Annotated in this window: 20 protein-coding genes and 1 tRNA gene; 11 read left to right on the forward strand and 10 right to left on the reverse strand. The window is 53.1% G+C overall.

What is annotated here, in order from left to right; genetic code table 11:
- Positions 1-12 precede the first annotated feature (12 nt).
- The 4 genes from Q0P86_RS09310 to Q0P86_RS09325 all read right to left on the reverse strand — a co-directional run bounded on the left by Q0P86_RS09310 (position 13) and on the right by Q0P86_RS09325 (position 5836).
- On the reverse strand, positions 13-1755 hold the full coding sequence (locus Q0P86_RS09310; protein WP_294984285.1) for a GDSL-type esterase/lipase family protein: 1743 nt from the start codon (positions 1753-1755) through the stop codon (positions 13-15).
- Complete coding sequence (locus Q0P86_RS09315) at positions 1752-3335, reverse strand: GDSL-type esterase/lipase family protein (RefSeq protein WP_294111768.1); 1584 nt, start codon at positions 3333-3335, stop codon at positions 1752-1754. Before Q0P86_RS09315 ends, Q0P86_RS09310 begins: the two co-directional genes overlap by 4 nt.
- Positions 3332-4630: a histidine--tRNA ligase gene (gene hisS, locus Q0P86_RS09320; protein WP_294111770.1), complete on the reverse strand. Its 1299-nt coding sequence runs from the start codon at positions 4628-4630 to the stop codon at positions 3332-3334. The genes Q0P86_RS09315 and hisS overlap by 4 nt, the downstream gene beginning before the upstream one ends.
- A gap of 87 nt (positions 4631-4717) precedes the next feature.
- Positions 4718-5836, reverse strand: coding sequence for a DegT/DnrJ/EryC1/StrS aminotransferase family protein (locus Q0P86_RS09325; protein WP_295038979.1), 1119 nt, complete (start codon positions 5834-5836; stop codon positions 4718-4720).
- A gap of 102 nt (positions 5837-5938) precedes the next feature.
- Between Q0P86_RS09325 and rpsT the strand changes: the two genes are divergently transcribed.
- Positions 5939-6199 (forward strand): 30S ribosomal protein S20, encoded by a 261-nt coding sequence (rpsT, locus tag Q0P86_RS09330; protein WP_072978925.1) that lies wholly within the window; start codon positions 5939-5941, stop codon positions 6197-6199.
- Between the two features lie 173 nt (positions 6200-6372).
- Positions 6373-7293, forward strand: a complete 921-nt coding sequence (locus Q0P86_RS09335) for an NAD(P)-dependent oxidoreductase (protein ID WP_291023225.1) — start codon at positions 6373-6375, stop codon at positions 7291-7293.
- 80 nt (positions 7294-7373) lie between these two features.
- Here Q0P86_RS09335 and purF read toward each other — a convergent pair whose 3' ends face one another.
- The 3 genes from purF to Q0P86_RS09350 all read right to left on the reverse strand — a co-directional run bounded on the left by purF (position 7374) and on the right by Q0P86_RS09350 (position 12741).
- A complete protein-coding gene (gene purF / locus Q0P86_RS09340) occupies positions 7374-8759 on the reverse strand; it encodes an amidophosphoribosyltransferase (RefSeq protein ID WP_295038981.1) in 1386 nt (461 codons plus the stop codon).
- A gap of 243 nt (positions 8760-9002) precedes the next feature.
- Positions 9003-11276 (reverse strand): aconitate hydratase, encoded by a 2274-nt coding sequence (locus tag Q0P86_RS09345; protein WP_294984273.1) that lies wholly within the window; start codon positions 11274-11276, stop codon positions 9003-9005.
- 187 nt (positions 11277-11463) lie between these two features.
- Positions 11464-12741: a GTP-binding protein gene (locus Q0P86_RS09350; RefSeq protein ID WP_295038983.1), complete on the reverse strand. Its 1278-nt coding sequence runs from the start codon at positions 12739-12741 to the stop codon at positions 11464-11466.
- Positions 12742-13049: 308 nt separating this feature from the next.
- On the opposite strand from Q0P86_RS09350, the gene Q0P86_RS09355 reads away from it, so the two are divergent.
- The 4 genes from Q0P86_RS09355 (at position 13050) to Q0P86_RS09370 (ending at position 16460) form a co-directional block, all read left to right on the forward strand.
- Positions 13050-13122 (forward strand) — tRNA-Arg (locus Q0P86_RS09355).
- A 46-nt stretch (positions 13123-13168) separates the two neighbouring features.
- Positions 13169-14773: a hypothetical protein gene (locus Q0P86_RS09360; RefSeq protein WP_295038986.1), complete on the forward strand. Its 1605-nt coding sequence runs from the start codon at positions 13169-13171 to the stop codon at positions 14771-14773.
- A gap of 89 nt (positions 14774-14862) precedes the next feature.
- A complete protein-coding gene (locus Q0P86_RS09365) occupies positions 14863-15105 on the forward strand; it encodes an XRE family transcriptional regulator (RefSeq protein ID WP_290991204.1) in 243 nt (80 codons plus the stop codon).
- Between the two features lie 26 nt (positions 15106-15131).
- Positions 15132-16460 (forward strand): TldD/PmbA family protein, encoded by a 1329-nt coding sequence (locus Q0P86_RS09370; RefSeq protein ID WP_291023231.1) that lies wholly within the window; start codon positions 15132-15134, stop codon positions 16458-16460.
- A gap of 156 nt (positions 16461-16616) precedes the next feature.
- Here the strand turns inward: Q0P86_RS09370 and lgt are convergent, their stop codons facing one another.
- The 3 genes from lgt to orn are packed head-to-tail and all read right to left on the reverse strand — an operon-like array spanning position 16617 to position 19459.
- Entirely contained in the window at positions 16617-17492 is an 876-nt protein-coding gene (gene lgt / locus Q0P86_RS09375; RefSeq protein ID WP_290991200.1) for a prolipoprotein diacylglyceryl transferase, read from the reverse strand.
- Position 17493: 1 nt separating this feature from the next.
- Positions 17494-18891, reverse strand: coding sequence for a penicillin-binding transpeptidase domain-containing protein (locus tag Q0P86_RS09380; RefSeq protein ID WP_295038989.1), 1398 nt, complete (start codon positions 18889-18891; stop codon positions 17494-17496).
- Positions 18892-18904: 13 nt separating this feature from the next.
- A complete protein-coding gene (gene orn / locus Q0P86_RS09385; RefSeq protein WP_290991195.1) occupies positions 18905-19459 on the reverse strand; it encodes an oligoribonuclease in 555 nt (184 codons plus the stop codon).
- Positions 19460-19754: 295 nt separating this feature from the next.
- On the opposite strand from orn, the gene dapF reads away from it, so the two are divergent.
- From dapF to Q0P86_RS09410, 5 genes are all read left to right on the forward strand, one after another.
- Entirely contained in the window at positions 19755-20642 is an 888-nt protein-coding gene (dapF, locus tag Q0P86_RS09390; RefSeq protein ID WP_295038991.1) for a diaminopimelate epimerase, read from the forward strand.
- Between the two features lie 117 nt (positions 20643-20759).
- Entirely contained in the window at positions 20760-21968 is a 1209-nt protein-coding gene (locus Q0P86_RS09395; RefSeq protein ID WP_295038993.1) for an LL-diaminopimelate aminotransferase, read from the forward strand.
- Positions 21969-22116: 148 nt separating this feature from the next.
- A complete protein-coding gene (locus Q0P86_RS09400; RefSeq protein ID WP_295038995.1) occupies positions 22117-23637 on the forward strand; it encodes a sigma 54-interacting transcriptional regulator in 1521 nt (506 codons plus the stop codon).
- An 81-nt stretch (positions 23638-23718) separates the two neighbouring features.
- On the forward strand, positions 23719-24114 hold the full coding sequence (locus Q0P86_RS09405; RefSeq protein WP_291023288.1) for a hypothetical protein: 396 nt from the start codon (positions 23719-23721) through the stop codon (positions 24112-24114).
- Between the two features lie 21 nt (positions 24115-24135).
- Positions 24136-24346 (forward strand): hypothetical protein (locus tag Q0P86_RS09410; protein WP_295038998.1); only part of this gene is annotated, 211 nt, incomplete at its 3' end.

Here is a 24346-nt window from a genome sequence, read left to right on the forward strand (position 1 = left end):
ATTCGTCAGCGCCTATGGCGCGTTCTCTCGTCTAGGTTCTGCGGGTAAATTTGCGATGTGTTCCTGATAGCTGTTGATGATAGCCTTGTAGAACAGGTCTCCGAGCAGGTTGTAGCCCGAAAGCTTGAAGTGAACCTTGTCGGCCTTGGCGAGGTCCGCCTTTTCCCACTTGGCCATGGAACCCAAGCCCCCCATGATGCTGAACTTGTCCCAGACGCCGGCTTGGTGCTTTTCGGCGAGTGCAAAGAACGCCTTGCGGGCGATGTCGCCATTGGGGTGCTGCACGTAGCGTTTCTTCTTGACCTTGCGGTACATATCGTTGTTGGTCTCGAAGATAATCGCTGCGTTCGGGTTCACGTTCTTAATGCGGGCAATCAGCTTATCATAATCGTCCTTGAACTGCTTGTCGTTAAAGTGCTGCACGTTGGCGTCGTTGATGCCGATGGCGAAAATGACTAAGTCGGGCTTGTAGTAGGCGAGTTGTTTTTCGAACAGCGGGCAGACTTCTTCGAAATAGTCATGAACCTTGGCTCCGTTGATTCCCACGGCCGTATAAGTGATGCCGGGAGCGTCGGTTTCGGTGAGAATGCCGGTGAGCGTGAAACGCGGACGGGCGTTCTTTTTCACGGAATCGGGAACGGCGATGGTGTCGGCGATGCAGTGCTCTTCGGCGATGTTCGTGGAATCAAGTTCGCCTTCGGCGTAGTTGACGGAGGACTTCTTCGCCATGTTGGCACAGCTGCGGGAACCGTTGCTTGCAGCCTTGTTCTTCGCTTCTTCGAGAGCGAGGCAGGCTGTGTCGAGAACGTCGCATTCTCCCTGGAACATGGAGTCTCGGGCAACATCAGGTTGCGGTATCGCTATGTTGTTGGGAATCTTGGCAGGAGCATCGGTTTCGATTTTTGAGGTCGGCGAGCCTGCCGAACCACGTTTGTCGTTTGCGAGTGTGTCTCCATTCGCTTTTTTCAACGAGTCCTCGACGGCGCGGGCGATGGAATCCTGCAACAGGGAGTCGGTAATAAACTGCGCAACAGTCGCCTGCTGTAACGAATCCATCCAGCGAAATGCAATTTGTATGGAATCAATCGGTCGCGGGGAGGTGAACATGTAACTTTGACTTGCGGTATCCAGCGTGCCGTAGATATCGGTTGAATCGACCCGCAGCACGGGAATGACATCGCCTGCGTCGCTATAGCCGAACAGGCGGAACTTGGTTTCGCCCCAGAGCGGTGTCGAATTGTACTTGTCCAGAAGAATTGAAATTTCGGCGCGCGGGTCGGAGGTGCTGACTGCGATGCCGAGAAGTCCGAGCGGCTTCTTGATTTCGCGTTGCACGTTCTTGTTCATGTCCCAGATGCCTTTATAGTAGCTGGCGTAGCTGGCGGGCGTGTTGGTGCGTGCCGCGGAGTAGGGGAATACGAAACCGCGACCGGCGGATGCTCCCGGATATTCCTTGATAAAGTGCTCGCGGATGCGTCCGGAAATCACGTCCGCCTGCAGGTGCGAACCGCCGACATGCAAGATGCGGACTTGTCCCTTATTTTCGAATACAAGCGTGTCCAACTTATTGAAAAACGGCGTGAACGCGGCGTTCCCCTTGGGGTACTGGATTACGTTCAGCGAAGAATCGATAAAGTCGTAGCGTGACAGGTCAATGGAATATGCTCCTGGTGCGGTTGGTTGCTTTGTCTCGCCTGCGAGGGCGTTCGTGGCGACCAATGCGATGAATATCACAAGAAGGAAGAGACGCTTCACTTGCTTTTCTCCTTTGCGCTATCCTTTTCGCTTTTTTTCCACTCGTGGATGTCTTTCAGTTTTTCGTCGCTGATGTGATGGCGATCGCGGAACTTGAAGTAGTCGTAGTGCATGCGGAGTGCTGCGCAGAAAAGGTCTCCCATGTAGGCCGCACCCCTGCGGGTAAAGTGGATGTGGTCTGTGAAACCGAGTGCGGGTTCCTTGTTGACCCATTTGATCATCGATCCGTTTCCACCCATGACGCGGTGCATATCCCAGTAGGCGGCGCCGTTATCAAGGGCCACTTCGCGGAGTGCCTTGATGGTCATGTTAAGCCCGGCGTAAGTTTGCCATTGCCCGTCTTTTTGGCGTGCCATGTCGGCGGGGCCGATGAAAAGAATGTCTGCATCGGGGTTCGCCTTTTGAATGGCTTGAATCTGGCGGGTGATAATTTTCTTTGTCCATTCGATGTTGCCGGAATTCGTGCCCGGAACGAGGTTGCCGCCGTATTCCATGATAATCAGGCGGGCGTTCATCGCCTTGTAAGATTCCGCAAGAAGTTCCGAGTCAATGCGGTGGAAAATCGTGCCCGAAGATCCGCGCATGGCGACATTGTCAACCGCGACACCGTAGGCTCCGTCTGCCGCAATGGCGTAGATTTCGGCGTTACCGGAAAGGTACATCTTGGCAATCGAGGTCGTGTCCTTGAGTTTCCAGGTGTAGACCTTCAGCTTGTTGTAGATCTCGACGGTGGGCTCGCCTGCGTCGACCACCTTGGTCGTGCGCTTTTCTTTCGGGTTGCCTTCGTCATCTTCACCGATGACTTCTACAAAAGTCTGGTTCACGTTGAGCTTCGCCTTGAGGTGCGCGCCCTTGTTCATCAGAATCTTGACGGTGCTGTAGCCGCCTACGTGGCTGAACGCGTTCTTGCGTTCCTTGCGCTTCTGAATTGTAATCGCGGCTTCGCCTTCGAGTTTCGCGAGCTGGGCTAGCGGTCCGTAGCGGCTGTGGTCCGCTTCATCTTCCTTGGGGCCGAACAGGATGTAACGCGAAAGGGCTCCGGAATTGGAGTGGCTCGTCGTCATCGAGGGTACGGTCATAATCGGCGGCATCATGCCGGGGCCTGCGCCGCCGAACTCGTCCTGCAAGTCTTCGCGGATGGTCGCCGAAATGCGGTCTTCTTCGAGCTGCGAGTCGCCGTAGTGCACGATGTGGACCACGTTCGAATCGAGGCTCGCCAATTCCAGATGCAAGAAGAAACGGTCGAACCAAGTCGGATCGTTGTTCGGCAAGTCGAAACGGGTCTTGCCCTTTCTAAAAAAGTCCTCGTAGAATTTGAGCGAGTCGCTGAAGGCTGCAAATTCCTTCCGTTTGGTCGCTTCCATCATTTCTCGAATGGCATCTTCGGGGTCCGCCGCCGAAGAATCCGCAAGCGAATCCCCCGTAGCGGAGTTCTGTTTCTCGAAGATTTCGGTGAGCTTCGGGTAACGGAGCGTGTAATCTCCGACATGGATGCCGCCGTCGGGGTAAATCAGGGCGATTAGCCCCAGCACGGCGAACAGGCTGATGATGGATAAGAGAACTTTTAAAGGGGACATCATAGACGGTCAATAATCGCTGCAACGTTTCCGACGAACATTTCGCCGGTGCGCATGTCCTTGTATTCGAATTCACCTTCGGCGGCCTTGGAACCGTCTACGTACACGACGATTTTGGCGCCTTGATAGTTGGCCTGGTCCAGTTGCTTACCCATCTTCATGGCGGCGAGCGGGTGTGCGACCGAGAACGGCTTGGCGTTCGTGTTACCTGCGGCGTTGCGGAACACTTGGGCGGTTTCGAACACCTTCTTCATGTCGTTTCCAAAGCTTGCAATGTAGAAGTCTACGCTCTGCTTGGGGCTCGGGAGCAACTTGTGCTCGGCAAGCAAGTCGGCGAGCACCACGTCGCCCATGCCGAATCCGACTCCGGGGATGCGTTCGCCACCGAGCTTTTCGGTGAGGCTGTCGTAACGGCCTCCGCCGGCGATGGCGCGCATGGATTTGCCCTTGTCAAACACTTCGAACACGATGCCGGTGTAGTAGGCGAGGCCGCGAACAATGCTGAGGTCCAGGTTCACGCATTCGCCGTAGCCTGCAGCGGTAAGCGTTGCGAACAGGTCTTCGATTTCGGCGAGGGCGGCAGTCGCGTTTTCGCTATGCACCTTGGCCTTGACTTCTTCGATGCTCTTGCAGCTCATGAAGTCGTCGAGTTTTTTCACCTGGTCTTCGCTGAGACCTGCATCGGCCAATGCCTTGGCAAACGCTTCGGGCCCGATTTTTAAGCGGCGGTCAAGCACCGGGTAAACAAGCGCCGGATTCGGGGCGCCGATTTCTTCGAGGTAGGTGGCCAAAAGTTTGCGGCTAGAAACGCCGATCGCAAATTCGCCGTCCTTGAGGCCGAATTTGCGGAGCATGGTAGCAATGGCTGCCATCAGGTCGGCTTCGGCGTAAATGCTTTCGGTGCCGATAATATCCATGTTCAGCTGGAAGAATTCGCGGAGGCGGCCCTTCTGCGCCTTTTCGTAACGGAACAGGCGCGGCATGCTGAACCACTTGAAAGGCTTCTTGAGTTCGCGGGCCTTCTGGATTACGAGGCGTGCAAGCGTCGGGGTCATTTCGGGGCGGAGCGCGATTTCGCGGTCGCCCTTGTCTTTAAAGTTGTAAAGCTGGCTTACGATTTCTTCGCCGGACTTGCCCGTATAAAGCTCCAGATGTTCAAACATCGGGCCTTCGTATTCTTCGTAGGCAAAAGATTCGGCGACGCTACGCCAGGTGTCAAAAATGTAGTTCTGGATGCGCTCGGCTTCCGGGTAAAAATCGCGTGTGCCCTTGGGCAACTGAGGGATAGAAATACTCATAGTGGCACGCAATTTAGAAAATATTAGGGCTATCTATAGTAAACCTACTGCGATTCACGCCCTAAATTGCAGGCGGATTTGAACTGTTTATTGAAAATTTGGTATTAATTTGTCTATAATACCGATTACGTCTGTAAAGGCGCAGACGGGGAGGCTCACGACGTGTTTCGAAGCCCATTCCGCATTTGAGCAGAGTTGCTCGTTCCCCTTCGAAAAGCAGGGCTGCTTGTGCAGCGGCATGGGGTAATGGATACAGTAGGGGATTTCGGCTTGCTTCATCTTGCCAATGAACGAATCACGGTCTTCGGCGAGCACGGTGTACTGCGCGTAAGTGCTCGTGTTGCCTGGGGCGATTTTCTGCAACAGAATCTTTTGTCCGTCAGGTGCAGTTCGGTTGTAAACCGTGAAAAAATGGTCGTATTTTTGCGCGTTCTGCTGTCTAACGGGGAGTTCCTCGGATAGGTGCCCGAGCTTGACCCGGAGGACGGCTGCTTGCAGGGCGTCCAATCGGCTGTTGATCCCGATGATTTCGTGGCAGTACCTACCCGAAGACCCATGGTTCGCTATCATGCGCATTTTGTCGGCGAGCTCTTTGCTCGCGGTGAAGAGTGCCCCGCCGTCCCCGTAGCAGCCGAGGGGCTTGCTCGGGTAGAAACTTGTGATGGATATGTCGCCGAAGGTGCATGCTTTGCTGGCGTTTCCTGCTTCACGGACGGTGGCGCCGAAGGCTTGGGCGGCATCCTCTATAACCCAAAGCCCGTGCTCGTTGGCGATTTTCCTTAATTCCTCGAAGGGGGCGCATTGTCCGAAAAGGTCAACGGCGATGATACCCCTGGTTTTCGATCCGATCAGCGAACGGACGCTTTCGGGGGAAATTTGCAGGGTTTCGCGGTCAATATCGGCGAATACCGGGGTCGCTCCAAGAAAGGCGACACATTCGGCGGGAGCGATAAAGGTAAAATCGGGAACAATGACTTCGTCTTCCGGTTGTAGTCTGAGTGCCGTCAGGGCTATCGTCAGGGCGTCGGTCCCGCTTGCGCAGGTCTGGACGTGGCACCCGCCCAGGAAGTCCGAAAGCTCGTTTTCCAGGGCTTCGACCTGTGGCCCTCCGATAAAACATCCGCTGTCCAGCACCGCCTGTTCGGCATTTTCGAGTTCAAAACGGTATTTTTCGCGCTGTCCGGTGAGGTTTACGAAGGGAATCATGCCTCCAAAGTTAGAATTTTTTGACTACCCCTTGAAATCTTTGAATAATTTACTAACTTTGTGCCAACATTTTTAAGTAGGTTTTCACCCGGAGATAATAAGGTGCCTCAACACAAATCTTGCAAAAAGCGTCTGCGTCAGGCTGAAAAGGCCAACGCCATGAACCGTTCGACTCGTTCTGCTATCCGTACCGCACTCAAGGCTGTGCGTACTGCAACCTCTAAGGAAGAAGCCCTCAAGGCTATGCCGGCTCTGTTCAGCATGCTTGACAAGGCTGCCGCCAAGGGTCGTGCCGGTTTCTGCGCCAACCGCGCCGCTAACTACAAGGCTAAGGCCGCTAAGGTCGTCAACAGCCTCGCTTAATTAGCGAATCTCGGCAAGTTGCCGAAACTTTTGAATAGGCCGATACACTGAGTGTGTCGGTTTGTTCGTGTTTTATAAGGTGTGCCCTTTGCTTGGCGGGTTTAGAAATCTTGCACAAAAAAAGGGTTGCCTTGATCCTAAAAGGTTTGTATTTTAGGGAAAAAGAGGTTGTTATGCGTGTATTCGTTACTGGTGGAACAGGTTTTATTGGTCACTACGTCGTCAAGGCCATTCTGGAAAAAGGCCATGAGGTGGTTATTGCCACGAGGCATCCGAACAAGGTGCCCACGCTCATGGCGATGCCCAATGTTTCTTTTGTAGAATGTGCACTGACTGATTTCGATGCCATGGCCGAGGGCCTGCATGGTTGTGACGCCTGTATCCATATTGCGCTCGGCTGGGGCGATACCCCGAGTGCCATGATGATGAACGATACACGTGCGACGGTTATGCTTCTTGAAAATGCAGCAAAGGCCGGCTGCAAGAAGTTTATTTACACGAGTAGCACCGCTGCCATGGGCCGTATGCGTCCTACGATGCGCGAAATCACGAGCAACCTGCCGATGGATCTTTATGGTGCTACCAAGGCCGCGGGTGAAGCTTTTGTCCTCGGCTTTACGCACGGTTACGGGACGCAGTTCCCCGAAGTCAAGATGACCCGCAACATTATTCGCCCCGGGTACACGTTTGGCAATCCCGCCTGGCCCGATGGCTGTAGCCAACCGGACCGCCGATTCTTTGCCATGGCTCAGGCCGTCAAGGAAAACAAGGATATCAATGTCATCAAGAATGACGGTACGCAGTTTATCCATGCCAGTCAGCAGGCGCAGCTTTACCTGAGCTTGCTTGAATCCGAAAAGAATGAGGAGATTTTCCTCGGTCTCGGTGAAGTGTGGATGAGCTGGAAGGAAATCGCCGAAATGATGATTTCCCAGAAGCCCGGCTGCAAGTCGAAGATTGTCGAAACGGATCTGGGCTGGGGTGATGAACCGATGCTTTTCGATGTCAGCAAAATCAAGGACCAGTTCGGACTGGCCTTCGATGCGCATGATTTCATGATGGATCACGTCAGGTGGACTTATAACCAAATTTAGACGAAAGAACGGCTCTTTGTAACTACAGAAGAAAGACGAGAGAATGAATCTCTCGCCTTTTATTTTTTAACGGTAAATTTTTACCCGCACCTTGTTTTGCTGGAATCGCTGCCGATGTAGTCGGGGTAGTCGTTGTCGAAACAGGCGGCGCAGTAGTTTTCGCCTTCGCCGGTACATTCCTTCATGCCTTCGACGCTTAAGTAGCCGAGGCTTTCGACGCCGAGCATCTTCGCAATTTCTTCGGGTGTCATGGAACTTGCGGCGAGTTCGCCTTGGCTCGGAAAATCCATACCGAAGAAGCACGGGTGTGCGACAGGTGGCGATGCGATGCGGATATGCACTTCGAGCGCGCCCGCGTCACGGAGCATCCTGGAAAGAATCTTGAGGGTCGTGCCGCGTACAATGGAATCTTCTACGACACAGACGCGCTTGTTCTTGAGGACGCCCTCGATTGGGTTGAACTTGAGCTTGACCTTCTGCTCGCGCACATTTTGTGTCGGGTCGATGAAGGTGCGGCCCACATAGTGGTTACGGAGCAATCCGATTTCGAAGCGGATGCCGCTGGCCTGCGAATAACCTAATGCCGCCGTGGTGGCGCTGTCGGGAACGGAGATGACGATGTCGGCGTCGACGGGGCATTCCTTGGCAAGTTGCTTGCCCATCTTGCGGCGGATCTTGTCGCAACTTTGCTCGAATATCTTGGAATCGGGGCGGCTGAAGTAGATGTATTCGAAAATGCAGTGGGCGAGGCGGTCCTTGTGCGTAAAGCGTTCCGAATGGAGCCCGTTCTTTGTAATCGTCAGGAGTTCACCGGGCTGGATGTCGCGAACGTAGTTTGCTCCGAGCAGGTCGAAGGCGCATGTTTCGCTGGCAACGCACCAGGCCTTGCCCATGCGGGCAAGCGAGAGCGGGCGGAAACCGAAGCCGTCGCGGGCCACGTACATGGAATCCTTGCTGATAAAGACGAGGCAGAAGCTACCGGTAAATTTTGCAATAGCCTTCTTAATGGCTTCACCCAGGTCATCGGCCTGGGTGCGTGCTATTTCGTGTAGAAGAATTTCGGAATCGGAGGTGGTCTGGAAAATGTGTCCGTCGGCTTCCATTTCGGCGCGGAGCTCGGCGGCGTTCGTGATGTTGCCGTTGTGGGCGACTGCAATCTGGCCCCATTTGCAACTTACGAGAATCGGTTGTGCGTTGGCGAGCGTGGAGGCTCCGGTGGTGCTGTAACGCACGTGTCCGATGCCTGCAAAACCGTCGAATTCGTCGATATTGTGTTCGCGGAGCAGGGTGGATACAAGTCCCATGGATTTGCGGACGCGGATCTTTTCCCCATCGGTGACTGCGAATCCGGCACTTTCCTGACCGCGGTGTTGCAGGGCGTAAAGCCCCATGGTAATATTCCTTACGACGGTATCGCCATTATAGATGCCGATGACGCCGCATTCTTCGTGCAATTCGTCGAGCATAACGCCTCTCTGGAATGTGTGCTTTCCTTACCTCGATGGTCATTGCCCACCTGTACGGGTGCAAGCGGGAAAGCGGACAAGGCAAATATAAAAAGGACTTTATTTGTTGGATAGGTTAAAAAAGCTGTCAAAAAAAATTTTTTTTGAGCCTTTTCGCCAAGTTTAACATAATATGAAAAAGATTTTCGCGAATGGCGAAAATCTTTTACATGAGGTGTAAATCGAAAAAATTTTTCGATAAACTTATTTGTTGTTCGCGCGGATGAGGTTGAGGGCGGAACCCGCCTTGAACCATGCCCACTGCTGTTCGTTGTAGGTGTGGCTGAGCGCGATGTTATCCACAGAGCCATCCTTGTGGTGGGCAACGAGGGTGAACTCGCAACCGGTCGCGAACTTGGTGAGGCCAACGATGTCGAACACGTCCTGTTCCTGGATCTTGTCGTAGTCGGCGGCGTTCTTGAAGGTGAGGGCGAGCATGCCCTGCTTCTTGAGGTTCGTTTCGTGGATGCGGGCGAAGCTCTTCACGATCACGGCCTTCACGCCGAGGAAGCGCGGTTCCATGGCGGCATGTTCGCGGCTGGAGCCTTCGCCGTAGTTTTCGTCACCGATGACGATGGAACCCGTTCCCTTGGCCTTGTAAATCTTCGCGAGTTCGGGGACTTCCTTGTATTCACCGCACTGGCAGAGAACCTTGTTGGTTTCGCCGTTGAATGCGTTCACGGCGCCGATGAGCATGTTGTTGGAAATGTTTTCCAGGTGACCGCGGTAGTTGAGCCACGGGCCGGCCATGGAGATATGGTCGGTGGTGCACTTGCCCTTGGCCTTGATGAGGAGCGGGGCACCGGCGATGTCCTTGCCGTCCCAAGCCGCGAACGGTGCGAGGGCCTGGAGGCGCTTGCTTTCCGGGTTGATGGAAACGGTAATCTTGGAACCGTCTTCGGCGGGAGCCTGGTAACCGGCGTCCTTGACTTCGAAGCCCTTCGGCGGAAGTTCGCACTGTTCCGGCGGGTCGAGCTTCACGGCCTTGCCGACCTTGTTCACGAGGGTGTCGGTCATCGGGTTGAAGCGGATGTCGCCAGAGAGGGCGGCAATCACGGCCATGAGCGGGCTAGCCACAAAGGCGTGGGTGTTCGGGTTGCCGTCGGCGCGCTTGGCGAAGTTGCGGTTGAAGCTGTGGACGATGGTGTTGAGTTCCTTCTTGTCGGCACCTGCACGGTCCCAGCGGCCAATGCAAGGACCGCAGGCGTTCGTCATAATCGTTGCACCGAACTGCTTGAACAAGTCGATGAGGCCGTCGCGTTCGGCGGTGTAGCGCACCTGTTCGCTCCCCGGGTTGATGAGGAGCGGGCACTTCGGGCTAAGACCCTTTGCGAGGGCTTGCTTGATCATGTTGGCGGCCATGAACAAATCTTCGTAGCTGGAGTTTGTGCAGCTGCCGATGAGGGCGGCGCTTACGACCGGAGTGGATTCCGGCTTGGTTTCGGTGGCCTTGAGGCTTTCTGCCATGTCGGTCACGGCAAAAGCGCGGTCCGGGCTGAACGGGCCGTTGAAGTGCGGCACTAGTTCGCTCAGGTTGATTTCCACGACGCGGTCAAAGTACTTTTCCGGTTCAGCTTCCACTTCGGGGTCGGCCTTCAGGTGTTCTGCAATCTTGTCGGCGGCGGCGGCAACGTCGGCGCGGCCAGTGACCTTCAGGTAGCGGCTCATGGAATCGTCGTAGCTGAAGGTGGAGCATGTTGCGCCCACTTCGGCACCCATGTTCGCAATCGTCGCCTTGCCTGTTGCGGAGAGGCTGCGAGCGCCTTCGCCGAAGTATTCGATAATGGCGTTGGTGCCGCCCTTAACGGTGAGGATGCCAGCCAGCTTCAGGATAATGTCCTTAGCAGTAGCGAAGCCCTGGAGCTTGCCGGTGAGCTTCACGCCGATCATCTTCGGGTACTTGAGTTCCCACGGGAGGCCGACCATGGCGTCCACGGCGTCTGCACCGCCCACGCCAATGGCGAGCATGCCGAGGCCGCCGGCGTTCACGGTGTGGGAGTCGGTACCGATCATCATTCCGCCCGGGAAGGCGTAGTTTTCGAGCACCACCTGGTGGATGATACCAGCACCCGGGAGCCAGCAGTCAATGCCGTACTTGGCAGACACGGACTGGAGGAAGTCATACACTTCCTTGCTTTCTTCCTTCGCGCGGGGGAGGTCCTTTTCGACACCTTCGCGGGCGATAATCAGGTGGTCGCAGTGCACGGAACTCGGCACTGCCACGCGGGCCTTACCGGCGGTGGTGAACTGGAGGAGTGCCATCTGGGCGGTTGCATCCTGCATGGCCACGCGGTCGGGGTGGAATTCGGCAAAATCCTTGCCGCGTTCGTAAGTCCTGTTCTCGGCGCCATCGATCAGGTGACTGTAGATAATCTTTTCGGCGAGGGTGAGCGGACGGCCCAGCTGCTTGCGGGCTGCTTCAACGCGGGCGGGAATGCGGGCATAGACGCCCTGGATCATGTCGAAATTGAAAAGCATAATAACCTCTTAATTTTTCGCGCGTAAAGATAGAAAAAATCCGCTTCATTCAGGCGCGGATTTCTTCTAATAGATGGTGTACCAGTCCGGTCTATTATGTGAGCCACAAAGCCCCTGTTATTAAACAGGGGCGGAGGCGCGAGTGAGGCGATATCACATTTTGATCTGCAATAGAGCCGAACGGTATTTATTCTCCGAGACAGGAATCCATTGCAGCGATAATCTTCTTCTTGTCCATGTGCTGGCCGATAAAGACGAGGCGGATAATGCGGTCGCCGTACTTTTCGTCCCACACCTTGAGAAGGTCCGGATTTTCGCGCAGAATTCGCTTTTGTTCCGCTTCGCTTTCGCTGGCGAACCAGGGGCCGAAATTCTGTGCGGACGCCTGCTTGCCGGCCTGTTCGAACAGGTAGCTGTTATCGCGTTCGTCTTCGAACCACACGAGACCCTTGGTGCGGATAATGCTGGTCGGGTAGTCGTCGAGCAACACTTTGAAACGTTCACGAAACAGCGGACGGCGGCGTTCGTACACGAACGTGCTGATGCCGTATTCGTCACCATGCGGATGATCCTTGTCGTGGTGGTGACCGCAGTGGCACACGCCGTGTTCATGGTCGCAGTGGCTGTGATCTTCATGGTCGTGGTGATGATGTTCGTGCTCGTCGTCATCGTGGTCATGATGGTGGTGCTCATGCTCGTCGTGGTCATCGTCATCGTCTTCAGGCGACGTTTCCTTCATGAGTTCCTTGGCCCAGGCGGCGGAGTTGCCGACCTTTTCGAAGTCGAACTGCTTGGTGTCCAAGATATCCTTCATGTCGACCTTGCCGTAGTTCGTCTCAATCATCTTGGCTTCGGGCTGCAAGGCGCGAACCACGGCCTTCACGTGTTCAAGGTCGGTTTTAGACAAACTATCAACCTTGTTCATCACGATGGTGTTGCAGAATTCGATCTGCTGAATGAGCAAGTTCGCAATGTCTTCTTCTTCGAGATCCTTGGACAAAAGCTTCTGACCACCGGCGAATTCGTCGGCTAGACGAGCCACATCTACCACGGAAACGATGTTGTCCAGGCGGAAGGGGAACGGGCGGCCGTCGCGGCTCTGGAGATGGGCAGCGGCCATGCAAATAGTTTGTGCGATAGGAATGGGTTCGCAAATGCCGCTGGCTTCAATCAGAATATAGTCGAACTTGTTCATTTCCAGAAGTTCGGCAATTTGTTCCAAAAGGTCGGTCTTCAGGCTGCAGCAAATGCAACCGTTAGAAAGCGGCACCACCTTGCCGGAGTCTTCTTTAGTGATGTTTCCGCCCTTTTCGATGAGCGTCTGGTCGATATTCACTTCGCCGATATCATTGACAATCACGGCGACGTGGTAACCTTGCTGGTTGTTGAGTACAAAGTTGAGGAGGGTTGTTTTTCCGGCTCCGAGGTAGCCGGTGAGCAGCGTAATAGGTACTGACTTTTTCATGATGTCTTAAAAATAGCAAAAAAAAGGTTGTTTAGGCAAAAAAAAACTAGCCCAGCGGAGCCGGACTAGTTTTTTGGGGGTTAGGAGGAGAACAAAGAGTTCTATGAAATAAAATATAAAATTTTTGAGTCTAGGCAAGTGTTTCCCCGCTAAAAAAAAACTTGCAAAATTATTATTTTGCGATTTTTTTATGTGATTTGGAATAAATGAATGGTACAAAAAGTTCCGTTTATGTAAAAAAAGGTCAGTTGATGATTTTTTGCTTGTTTGCTATATTTTGCCCGCTCTATTGAAACCAATAGTTAGTTGCCTGGATAGTTCAGTTGGATAGAACGGGTCCCTCCTAAGGATCAGACTCGCGTTCGAATCGCGATCCGGGTATATCGCTGGTAGCTTCGGCTGCCAGCTTTTTTTTATTTTTTCTTTTGTGAAAAAAATCTATATCTTTTTTGTCGTCGTTTTTGCAGTTTTATTGTTGTTGCCGTTTTCGGTGCAGACGGTTGCTGATTTACGCGGCGAAAAACGGTTCGTTAGCTTAGATATTTTCAAGGACATCGTTTATACGCCGTTTGTGCGTGAATCTAGGATGGTGGATTTGTCCACCAAGTTGAACGATGCCTGGCTTGCCGCTCGTGAATCCATTGCCGGTGGTGGCGATGTGGGCGAGTCGCTGGAAGGCGTGGTCAGTGCACTTTCCGATCTAGAAGCCGTTGCGCTTTCGGTGAACAACTATGCTGAACTTGATACGGCCGAGGCTGACTACAAGTTGTTAAAACTGGCTGATACCTTGCTGGCCGCCCTTGAAGATGAACCGGAATCATTCAAGATGGTGGATTCAACGCTGAAGGCTGTGGTGGCTGAATTTGGTCATTTGTCGGTTTGGCGCGCGATTTGTGGCGTCAAGCATTATGGCGTGTGGACAAGCCGTTACCTGCGAGCATTCGAAAAAAAGGTTGAAGACGAAAATGCGCTAGTGCTCAAGTTTAGGCCGCAGTACCAGCTCGCCGTCTGGAAACTTTTTAATGACCCCGGTGAAAAGGTGGTGCTAGGTTCCGATTGCGATTCCGAAAAGAATAATTGTGCTAAGCGTCCGGGCCGTTGGCTTTTCTACCGGCAGGACGTGGAATTCCTGGTGCAGCCGTCGCCGCTGGATGTGCGCAGCGCAAAGCTTGATAACCCGATTCAGGCGATTCTCAAGTTCCGGGATCAACTCAAGGCGAAGGGCGTAGAACTCCTGGTGGTCGTTACTCCGGGCAAGCCGAGTATTTATCCGGAACGTTTGACCGGAATCGTAGATTCCATTGTGGCGCCTGGACACGGCAAGATGATTCTTGATTCGTTGACCTCGCTTGGGCTGAATACGGTTGACTTGTATACGCCGTTTTTGGCCGCTAAAAAATACGACGAGCGTTTTGGCCCGCTGTACTTGGACGACGATACGCACTGGACTCCGCGCGGGGCCGAACTTGCGGCGGCGGTAATTGCGGGCTCGGTCTTACAGATGAATGCGGCAGGAGTGATTGATCTAGGTTCAGGCGCGTTGCGCTATGTGCCGGTCGATAGCTCGGCGGATCGCATGGGCGATATTGGCGAAATGAGTGGACTCAACAAGTTTGATGTGTTTAAGCCGCAGCAGGTAACGGGCCATGTGGTGTACCAACAGGCGATGGACGAACGTATTCTGGCGTCGAGACTTCTGGATGTAGACGATTCGGTGGCGCTTGAAATCGATACGACCATGACTCCATTCAAGGACGACTTCCGCAAGTCAAAGATTTTGATTCTAGGCGACAGTTTTAGCCGTATTTACCAGACGGATGCGCCTGTAAACGCTGGCTGGATTGCTCATTTTGCTAGGAATATCAGTCGACCGGTGTCCTCAATTGTGAGCGATGGCGGCGCTTCTACACTTGTGCGTGAAAAACTCGCCCGCAAGGCGGGCGTACTCAAGGGCAAGAAACTCCTGATTTGGGAATTTGTGGAACGCGACCTTCGCTTTGGTGCCGAAGGCTGGAAGGACGTAATTTTTTAGAACTTAGAACTTAGATCTTAGAACTTAGATGCTGAATTTTCTAAGTTCTATCCACTAAGTTTTACCAACTGCGCTGGAGGCGCAAAAGTATGGCAAGGCATGGAACGCCCACTCCGGGGCAGGCGATTTTAGAAGGCATAGAATGGCTCAAGATGGACAAGGCGGAATTTGCCCGCCGCATCGGAGTTCCGATGGAAACTCTAGAGGGCTTGATTGCGGGAACGGTTGAAATTACCCGTGAACTTGCCGAATCGCTTGAATCCGTAACGGGGAGCCCCGCCGCCTACTGGCGCATGCTCGCGTCGAAAGCAAAACGCGTCTCTCAATCCTAGCCACCAACCACTAACCACTGTTTACTATGAATATTACCGATGCTGTTTCTTGTATGTGCGATCTCGCGAAGGGCGAGGCGGAACAGTTTGATGTGATTGCCTCGAATTCCCATTCCGAGGGCTTGTCTGTTTTTCAGGGCCAGGTGCAGAATACTGAAATCTCTGATTCCGTAGGACTCGGTATTCGCGTCATCAAGGATGGTCGTCCGGGCTATGCGCATACGGAACGCTTGACGAAAGAGGCTATTGCGCAGACCATCAAGGATGCGGTTTGCCATACGCAGTGGACCGAAAAAGTTGATATTGAACTTCCTGCTCCTGCAAAGATTCCGGAAGATTGCCACGATTATAATCCGGCACTGGAATCGCTTACATTGGCAGACCTAAAGGACTTCTGCATCGAACTCGAAAAAGAAACGTTTGCGCGTTCTGCCGACATCAAGAATATTCCGTACCTGGGGGCCGACCTGAATCGTGACTTTTCGATTGTCGCTAACCATAAGGGACTTTTCTATACCGAAAAGGATAATTCCGTATCGGTCGGTGCGGGTGCGGTCGCCGTGCGCGGTGGAATCAGCAAACTAGGCAACTTTGTCAAGAGTGGTCGCGACTGGAGTGAATTCACCGTGGGTGAAATCGCCGACAAGGCCGCCACTTATGCCACCGAACTTTTCGGTGCAAAGAAAATTGAAGGTGGCAAGATTCCGGTCGTGTTCTCGGAACGAGTTTCGGGACGTTTCATAGGAATGTATGGATCGCCGTATATTGCGGAATCTATGCAGAAAGGAACTTCGCGCCTTGCTGGTAAAGAAGGCCAGAAGATTGCTTCCGAAAAGCTTTCTCTTTGGAGTGATCCTCTGGGTGAAAACTTCTGCCACAGGGTATTCTTTGACTCCGAAGGTTGCTTGACGCGTCGTGTCGAAGTCATCAAGGAAGGCGTCTTTAATGAAGCTCTCTATAATCTGGAAACGGCCGCCAAGGCAGGCCGTGCCACAACGGGCAACGGAGCCCGCAACTTCGGCTCCAAGATGTCTACGGCGTTCTGGAACATGCTCGTTCCGGCTGGGGTGTTCTCGTCGGCAGACCTTTTAAAGCTTTTCCCCAAGTGTCTCTTGGTGGTGCGCCTCGAAGGCGGCTCGGGCTGTAGCTCCGTGAGTGGTGAACTCAGTATAGGGGCCCATGGCTTCTGGTGCGAAAATGGCGTGATTCAACACCCCGTCGATGGCGTTACGTTGTCCGGAAACTATTTCGACATTATTCAGAATGTAGTTGGTGTCGGCAACGAATACTACAATCCGTTCTCTAGCGTGAAGGTGCCTGCGCTCGCCATCAGCGAACTTGCAGTGAGTTGCTAGTACTCTATCGCTTTTCTTGGTATTTAAGTCATACTCGACCAAGTGTAACGCGGGAGGGAATCTAGGGGGGGGGGCGTCGCTTCGCCCAAGTACCAAATGCTCGGCTCGGCCATGCTCAAGTAAACTTGAGCGCGGCTCTCGCCTTACGCATTTGTCCTACTTCCTACTGTCTACTACGTTCTTCTTCTGCCTGTAAATCAGCACAATCAGCCAGATTAAGCCCGTTAGGAACATGACGCTGCAAAGCGTCTGTCCGCGGCTCATGCCGAACAGGTCTATGCGGCCGAGGTGTGCGTCGGGCCTGCGGAAAAATTCGATAAAGAATCTAAAGAAACCGTAACCCATCAGATACAGGCAGGGCATCTTGTCGCGTAACAGCGGAATGCGCCTTAAGTTGTACAAGATTGCAAACAAGATAACACCCTCAAAAAGCATCTCATAAAGCTGGCTCGGATGGTGCAGAATCGGGTTGGTAATGGGACTGTCGTGGGCGAGCGGAAACCACATGCCGATTCCGCTAGTGGTGACTTCGCCAAAAAGTTCGCCGTTAATGAAGTTGCCCCAGCGGCCCCAGGTGTAGGCGAGCGGAGCAAGCATAAAGCAAAGGTTCAACCCTTCCCACACCTTCATCTTGTTGCGCTTGAGGCCGATGTAGGTGAAAATCGTTCCGAGGATCATGCCACCGTGGTAGCTCATTCCCGAAATACCCGTAAAGTGGTAGCCGAGCGCATCGTGGGTCATCGGGAAAATGATTTCGGTCGGGTTCGCGAGGTAGTAGCCCGGCTTGTAGAAGAACACGTAGCCGAGGCGCGCACCGATAATGATGCCTGCGATAATCCAGGTGAACAGGCTGTCGAACTGGTCCTTGGTGTAGCCCAGCTTTTCTTTCTTGTTCACGTGCATCAGCGTGAGGTAGCCCGTCACGAAGGCGAAAATGTACATGATGCCGTACCAGCGCACCGGGAAGCTCCCGAGCGTAAAGGCTGTTCCGTCAAAATAAGAAGGGATGAGGTTCCACCAAGTCGGTTCCATTTTATTTTCCTTGTTTGGGGAGATTCTGGTGAGCCCAGTAGTTAAAGAGCATCGCGGCGACCTGTGTTGCCGGCTGCGAACGCATACCCTGCAAGTCGTGCACCTGCATAATCACGAGTACCGCCGCCTTGTTCGGGTTTTCCTTGGACTGCGCAAAACCCATGAACCACTCGTAGCGTCCGTATGGGTCGTGTCCGTCGAGGGAGCCTGTCTTGCCGCCGATGGTGAGTGCGTTGAAATTCTTGCGGGCCATGTGCTTGGTCGATATGTTCTTGCGGGCGGTTCCGTTGGTCACGCTGCGGACCATCGCTTCGCGGAGCCCGTAGTAGGTGTTTTCGGTGAACTTGCCGACATCGAGGGCGATACGGCTCTTGGGTGCGTAACTGTCGAGGTTCTTTGCCCAGGGAATTTCCAGAGGCTGTTTCGTGAGAATGGCGCGAACCTGGGCGGCGGCCAGGAGCGGCGTGAGTGTCGTCGCTTCGGTAAAACCGCAGCTGGCCTCGGCGAGTCCGTAGCCGGTATCGGGCGGTGCGTATGTGGAGCGCCCGGGAAGCCCGGCGGGAAAATTCATGTTGTAGCCGAGTTTCTTGGCTGCCGATTTCAGGCGGTCAGCTCCCACGTTCATGCCTATCAGGGCGAGCGGCGGGTTAGCGGATTTTGCGTAGGCGTCCTGCATCTCGATGAACGGTCCCTTGAATCCGTCCCTTACGCGCAGCTGGTTGCGGTAAAGCGTGTGGCTTGCGCCAATCATCGGAATCTGGCTCGTGAGCGAGTAGCGGTTGCTTTCCATGGCGGCCGCAATCGTAATCGTCTTGGCAAGCGACGCGGCAGGGAAGGTGTTCTTGATGAAATAGTCCGGTTTTTCCTGCACGTGATTGTCGCGGCGTTCTCCCCAGGCAATAATCTCGTTGCTCTTCGGATCCACCATCAATATGATGGCGTGCTCGGGGCGGAAACGGCGCAACAGGTTGTCGATCTTTTCGGCCAGGAACACGTCGGCCTGCGCTTTGATATGCGTGCTGTCGATTGTTTCGACTTCGGGGGGCATCTCGGTCGGCGCGACGGAAGCGGCAATGGCACTCTGCATGTTCGCGATGTCTTCGGAGTCGGCTTTAGGGAATAGCCCGGTCGGGATTTCCCCTTGTGTCTGCTGTTCACCGGCTTCGGTGCGGGGGGCGTCTGTGCGGGAACCTTCGATGTCGCCGTTGGTATTTTCGGTTGTGATTTCCGTGTCGTTTTCGATTTTCTCGGGTTCGTGACCACCGAAAATGCAGGTGCCCAGCAGGGCACAGATTCCCATGAAGATTGCAAAAACAATAATGCGGTTACGCATCCTCACGGCGTAGGGGAGCCGTTCAATCGGCTTGTAGTTGTGACGGGGGTACTTGTTGAAATCCATCTTGAAAAAAAACTTATAAACTTGTCTTGAAAATCGTCTTGCGGTAGTATTCGAGTTCGGCGATGCTTTCGCGGATGTCGTCAAGGGCCTGGTGCTTTTCCATCTTCTCGAATTCGGGTAGCGTGGGGTACCAGCGGAAAGTCAGCTCCTTGATGGAGCTTACGTCGATATTGCGGTAGTTGAGCCAGCCTGAAATCCGCGGCATGTACTTGTACAGAAAACGCCTGTCCTGCGTAATGGAATTTCCGCAGAGCACGTTCCCGCGTTCGGTGGTGAAGGGCTTGATAAAGTCGAGGGTCATCTTGTCGGCGTCGGCCATGCTGAGTGTCGACTTACGGCAACGTTCCACGAGTCCGCTCTGGGTGTGGTGACGCTTATTCCAGTCGTCCATGCCCTCAAAGACATTTTCGGTCTGGTGAATCGCCAAGACGGGTCCTTCGGCCAATATGTTCAGGTTTGGGTCTGTGACGATTGTCGCAATTTCGAGGATAACGTCCCTCTCCGGCTCGAGCCCCGACATTTCGAGGTCCATCCAGACGAGGTTCGGTGCGCTTTTAATTCTTGCCATAATGCGCGTAATTTAGAAAAAAGGGCTGGGGTTGATTAAGTGAGAATCTGCCGCGTCGCCCCCTGGGTGTCTAGAACGGAGACTTACATACTATGACAAAGTATTTTACAAAATATGTAAAATAAGGGTGTGGATTTTACAATAAATGTAAATTAGAAAATTTTTGAAATTAGCTTATTTGTGCTGAAAATGGCGGTTTTGAATGGATTTAACAATTTTTGTAAAGTTGGCACATTTTTTGCAAATAGGGGGCGAATAAAAATAGAGTGCGAACAAAATACACGGTGAGTAATATATGTCATTGAATTTTTCAAAATGGACCGGATTGGGTAACGATTTCGTGTTGTATGAACCGGGACAGACTCCTGAATACGGTGCCGCCTTTACAGATCGCGTCGTCAAGCTTTGCGACCGTCGCTTCGGTATCGGTGCCGATGGAGTGGTGATTGTAACTCCGATGGATAACGACGGTTGTCTGGTGCTCGGCGGTACGGGCGTCGGAGCTAGCGTGGGGCCTGCTGCGAAATCAGCACCGAACGGTGTTGATTTTGAAATGCGCATCTTTAATGCCGATGGTTCCGAAGCGGCCATGTGCGGAAACGCCACTCGCTGTGTGGCAAAGTACATTCGCAGCCGCGGTCTTGCAAAAGACGTTGATACTAAAGTGTTTAATTTGCATACCAAAAGCGGCTTGGTGAAGCCCGCGCTTTTAGATGACGGTCGCGTGTGCGTGGATATGGGACTTCCGAGAAACTTCTTGGGCTCGATCAAGCTCACGGCAGACAGCTTCGACTTTACCGCCGAGACGGTCTCGATGGGGAATCCGCACGCGGTGATTTTCGTGGATGACATCGAAAAGATTCAGCTAGAAAAGTGGGGGAGCATTCTAGAAGTGGATAAACAGTTCCCCGACCGTTGCAACATTGAATTTGCCCAGGTGATCCCCGCTGCGGGAGCGGCGCCCACCCAAATCCGCATGCGGGTTTGGGAACGGGGTTGCGGAGTCACCATGGCCTGCGGCACCGGCAGTTGTGCAACCCTCGTTGCGGCCCAGCGCACGGGCCGCGTGGGCGTCGAAGCCGACGTAATCCTCGACGGCGGTGTTCTCCACATCAAGCACGAAGAAGGTGGCCCCGTTCTGATGACTGGCCCCGCAGAAGAAGTATTTAAAGGAACTATTTAAATGTGTTATTCGGATCTGTCATCCTGGAGCGTGTCATCCTCGAAGCGTAGCGGAGGGGAGACGGGATCCAGTGCTGGATTCCCTCCCTTCGGTCGAGAATGACGTAATGGAAAAAATATGAATTCATCAATCATCAACACTAACTACGACTTGCTGCCTGGCAGCTACCTTTTCTCGACGATCGCCCAGAAAATCACAGAATATCAGGCGAAAAAGCCCGATGCAGACATCATTCGACTGGGTATTGGCGACGTGACCACGCCCTTGATCCCGGAAGTCATCAAGGCCATGCACAAGGCCGTGGACGAAATGGCCGAAAAGGGAACTTTCCGCGGTTACGGCCCCGAGCAGGGCTACGATTTTGTTCGCGAGGCGATTGTTCGTGGCGAATACACCGCCCGCGGCATCGAAATGGACCCGAACGATATCTTCGTGAGCGACGGTTCCAAGTGCGATGTGGCAAATATCCAGGAACTTTTTACAGAAAATGTAAAGATTGCGATTCCGGACCCGGTTTACCCGGTCTATTTGGACTCCAACGTGATGGCTGGCCGTGCTGGCGTGTTGCAAAGTGACGGACATTTTTCTAAGGTAACCTACCTGGCTTCTACCGCCGATAACAATTTCCAGCCGGATTTGCCCAAGGAACCGGTGCAGCTGATTTACCTTTGCAGCCCGAACAACCCCACGGGTACAGTCCTTAGCCGCGAAACTTTGCAGAAGTTCGTCAACTACGCAAACGAAAACGGAGCATTGATTCTGTTCGACGGCGCCTATAACTGCTACATCCAGGACGAAACCCTGCCGCATTCCATCTTTGAAATTCCGGGGGCGCGCACTTGCGCCATTGAATTCCGCAGTTTCAGCAAGACGGCCGGCTTTACGGGCGTGCGCTGCGCCTATACGGTGATTCCGCACGAACTTTCGAAACTCCGTGCCATGTGGAACCGCAGACAGTGCACCAAGTTCAACGGCGTAAGCTACGTGACCCAGCGTGCTGCCGAGGCGATCTATTCGCCGGTGGGCTGGTTACAGACAAAAGAAGTCATTGCGGGATATATGCGTACCGCAGGCGTAATCCGCAAGGAACTGACAGCCGCCGGTTACACGGTGTTCGGTGGCGAACATGCCCCGTACATTTGGTGGAAAATCGCGGACGGCGAAAAATCCTTCGATTTCTTTGACCGCCTGCTTGCCTCCTGCGAAGTCGTGGGTACCCCGGGCAGCGGCTTTGGCCCCTGCGGCGAAGGATACTTCCGCTTGACCGCCTTCGGTGACTACGAGCGCACGAAAGTCGCTCTCCAGCGAATAAAGGAAAGGCTCTGAGCTCGCCTTGCTATGCAAGGCTTTGAGCTATGAGGTCGTTCGCCTTGTCGGCTCACTCTGAGCAAAAAAAAATAACTGATCGTTTTCGTACCTCAAAGTGCCGTAGGCACGTCCTCACACCTCAAACCTCTTTTGCTATCTTATGTCCATGCCATCTCCAATAGGTTCCGAAATTTCTGTCATCCAGAAGATTAGCGTCGCGATTATTCACGAACGCAATGTGGAAAAGTTGCTGGAAAACGTCCTTGGCATTCTGGAATCCGAACTTGGCATGTTGCGCGGAACGTTCGCGCTTCTGTTTGGTGATACCTTGAAGATTGAAGCCTCCCGCGGGCTTGACGAATCCGAAAAGCAAAAGGGCCTTTACCGTATGGGCGAAGGTATTACGGGCCATGTCGCAGAACGCGGCATCAGTCACGTGATTCCGGACTTGCGCAAGGATTCCCGCTTCTTGAACCGCACGGGTAGCCGTCATTATGATTCCCAGGTGGCGTTTATTTGCGTGCCCCTGATTCACGATGGCCAGGTCATCGGGACTCTTTCGATTGACCGCCCGGTAGACGGTTCTACGGACTTGGATCGCGATGTGGCGCTCCTTGAAATTATCGCAAACATCACCGGCGATGCGGCGAACGAATGCATTGAGTTGCACAATGAACGCGAGGCCATGCTTGAAGAAAACCGCAAGCTTCGCGATATGCTTTCGAACAACCCCGGCGAACTCGTGGGCAATTGCCGCGAAATGCAGCAGATTTACGAACAGGTACGCCAGGTGGCTTCGAGCGATGCGACTGTCTTGATTCGCGGCGGTAGCGGTACGGGTAAGGAAATGATTGCCCGCGCGATTGTGAATTTGTCTGCAAGAAAGGACAAGCCCTTCATTACGCTCAACTGCGCAGCCCTCCCCGAGAACCTTGTAGAAAGCGAACTTTTTGGCCACGAGAAGGGCGCCTTTACGGGGGCGATGAACCGCCGTATCGGTCGCGCCGAGGCTGCCGACGGGGGAACGCTTTTCCTCGACGAAATTGGCGACCTGACGATGCAAACGCAGGTGAAACTCTTGCGTTTCTTGCAGGAGCGCACCTTTAGCCGTGTGGGTAGCAACGAAGAACTCCATTCCGATGTGCGTTTCTTGGCGGCCACGAGCCGTAACCTGGAAGAGCTGATTTTACAGGGCAAGTTCCGCGAAGACTTGTTCTACCGCCTGAACATTTTCCCGATTACCATGCCGGATCTTGCAAAGCGTAAGTCCGATATCATCTTGCTGGCGGAACATTTCATCGAAAAGATGAACCTTCGCTACAACAAGAAGATTGTTCGCCTTTCGACGACGGCGATCAACTTGCTCATGAGTTACCACTGGCCGGGCAACGTGCGTGAACTGGAAAACTGCATGGAACGCGCGGTGCTTACCGCAAGCGACGACTGCATTCACAGCTACAACTTGCCGCCTTCGCTGCAGACAAGCCTGAGTGCGGGAACGGTCGGCGCGGTGACTTCGAAGATGGCTCCTCTGGATGTCATGATGAACAATTATGAACGGGAAATCATCACCGAGGCCATCAAGCGCAACAACGGCAACCTTTCTGCTGCTGGCCGCGACCTGGGCGTGTCTCCGCGTATGATGAATTATCGCATGAACAAACTCGGAATCAAGTCCGGACATTGATCTGTTCTGAAACCCTGTTTGTTGCTTGACGAAATAAGAGAAGATTTTTATTATACGATAGTGTATAAGAAGGACTATCGTATGAAAAAATTGGGCCTATCGGTGTTGTTGGCTGAAAATTGTCCTAAGAATAGTCAGTGTTTTGAAAATAAGGCAAAAAATAAACGTTTGGTAGTCCCTCCATTGAATGAAATGTTTGAATTGTGCGATGCTGTTCCCAAAAGTGAGTGCACAGGATCAGGAAAATCTTCTGCAATTACAATGTTCGTAAAATCTTCCGACGCCAAGTGGAACACTGGCCTTGGTTTTATTTTAGACGGTGACTTAATAACTGAAGAAAATGGAACCGAAGTAAAACTTGAGTCAGTGACACTTTCTCGAAAGAGTTTTTCCTACAAAAAAATAGATGGCTCCGCTGTTTCTCGGAAACATAATTCTGTTTATTTGCCAGCTAACATCATCTTGCTACGTCATTAGAAAGAAAGGAATATTCTTTGTATGAATCGTAATTTTTGGATTGTTGGATCTTTTGTATTTTTTTGTTCTTGCGGTTTTTCTGAATTGTTTTCGACTGTGGGAAATATCCATGATGGATGTTCAGAAGTTTTGAAAGAACATCCTGATAGATTGGAGATGTCAATTTATTTAAGATGTGTGATTATTCCGGGGTATGTTGAGCCACGAGTCCGGTGTCAGAGAGCCAGGGTTC

It is taken from the genome of uncultured Fibrobacter sp. (genome assembly GCF_946062555.1).
Taxonomy (GTDB): domain Bacteria; phylum Fibrobacterota; class Fibrobacteria; order Fibrobacterales; family Fibrobacteraceae; genus Fibrobacter.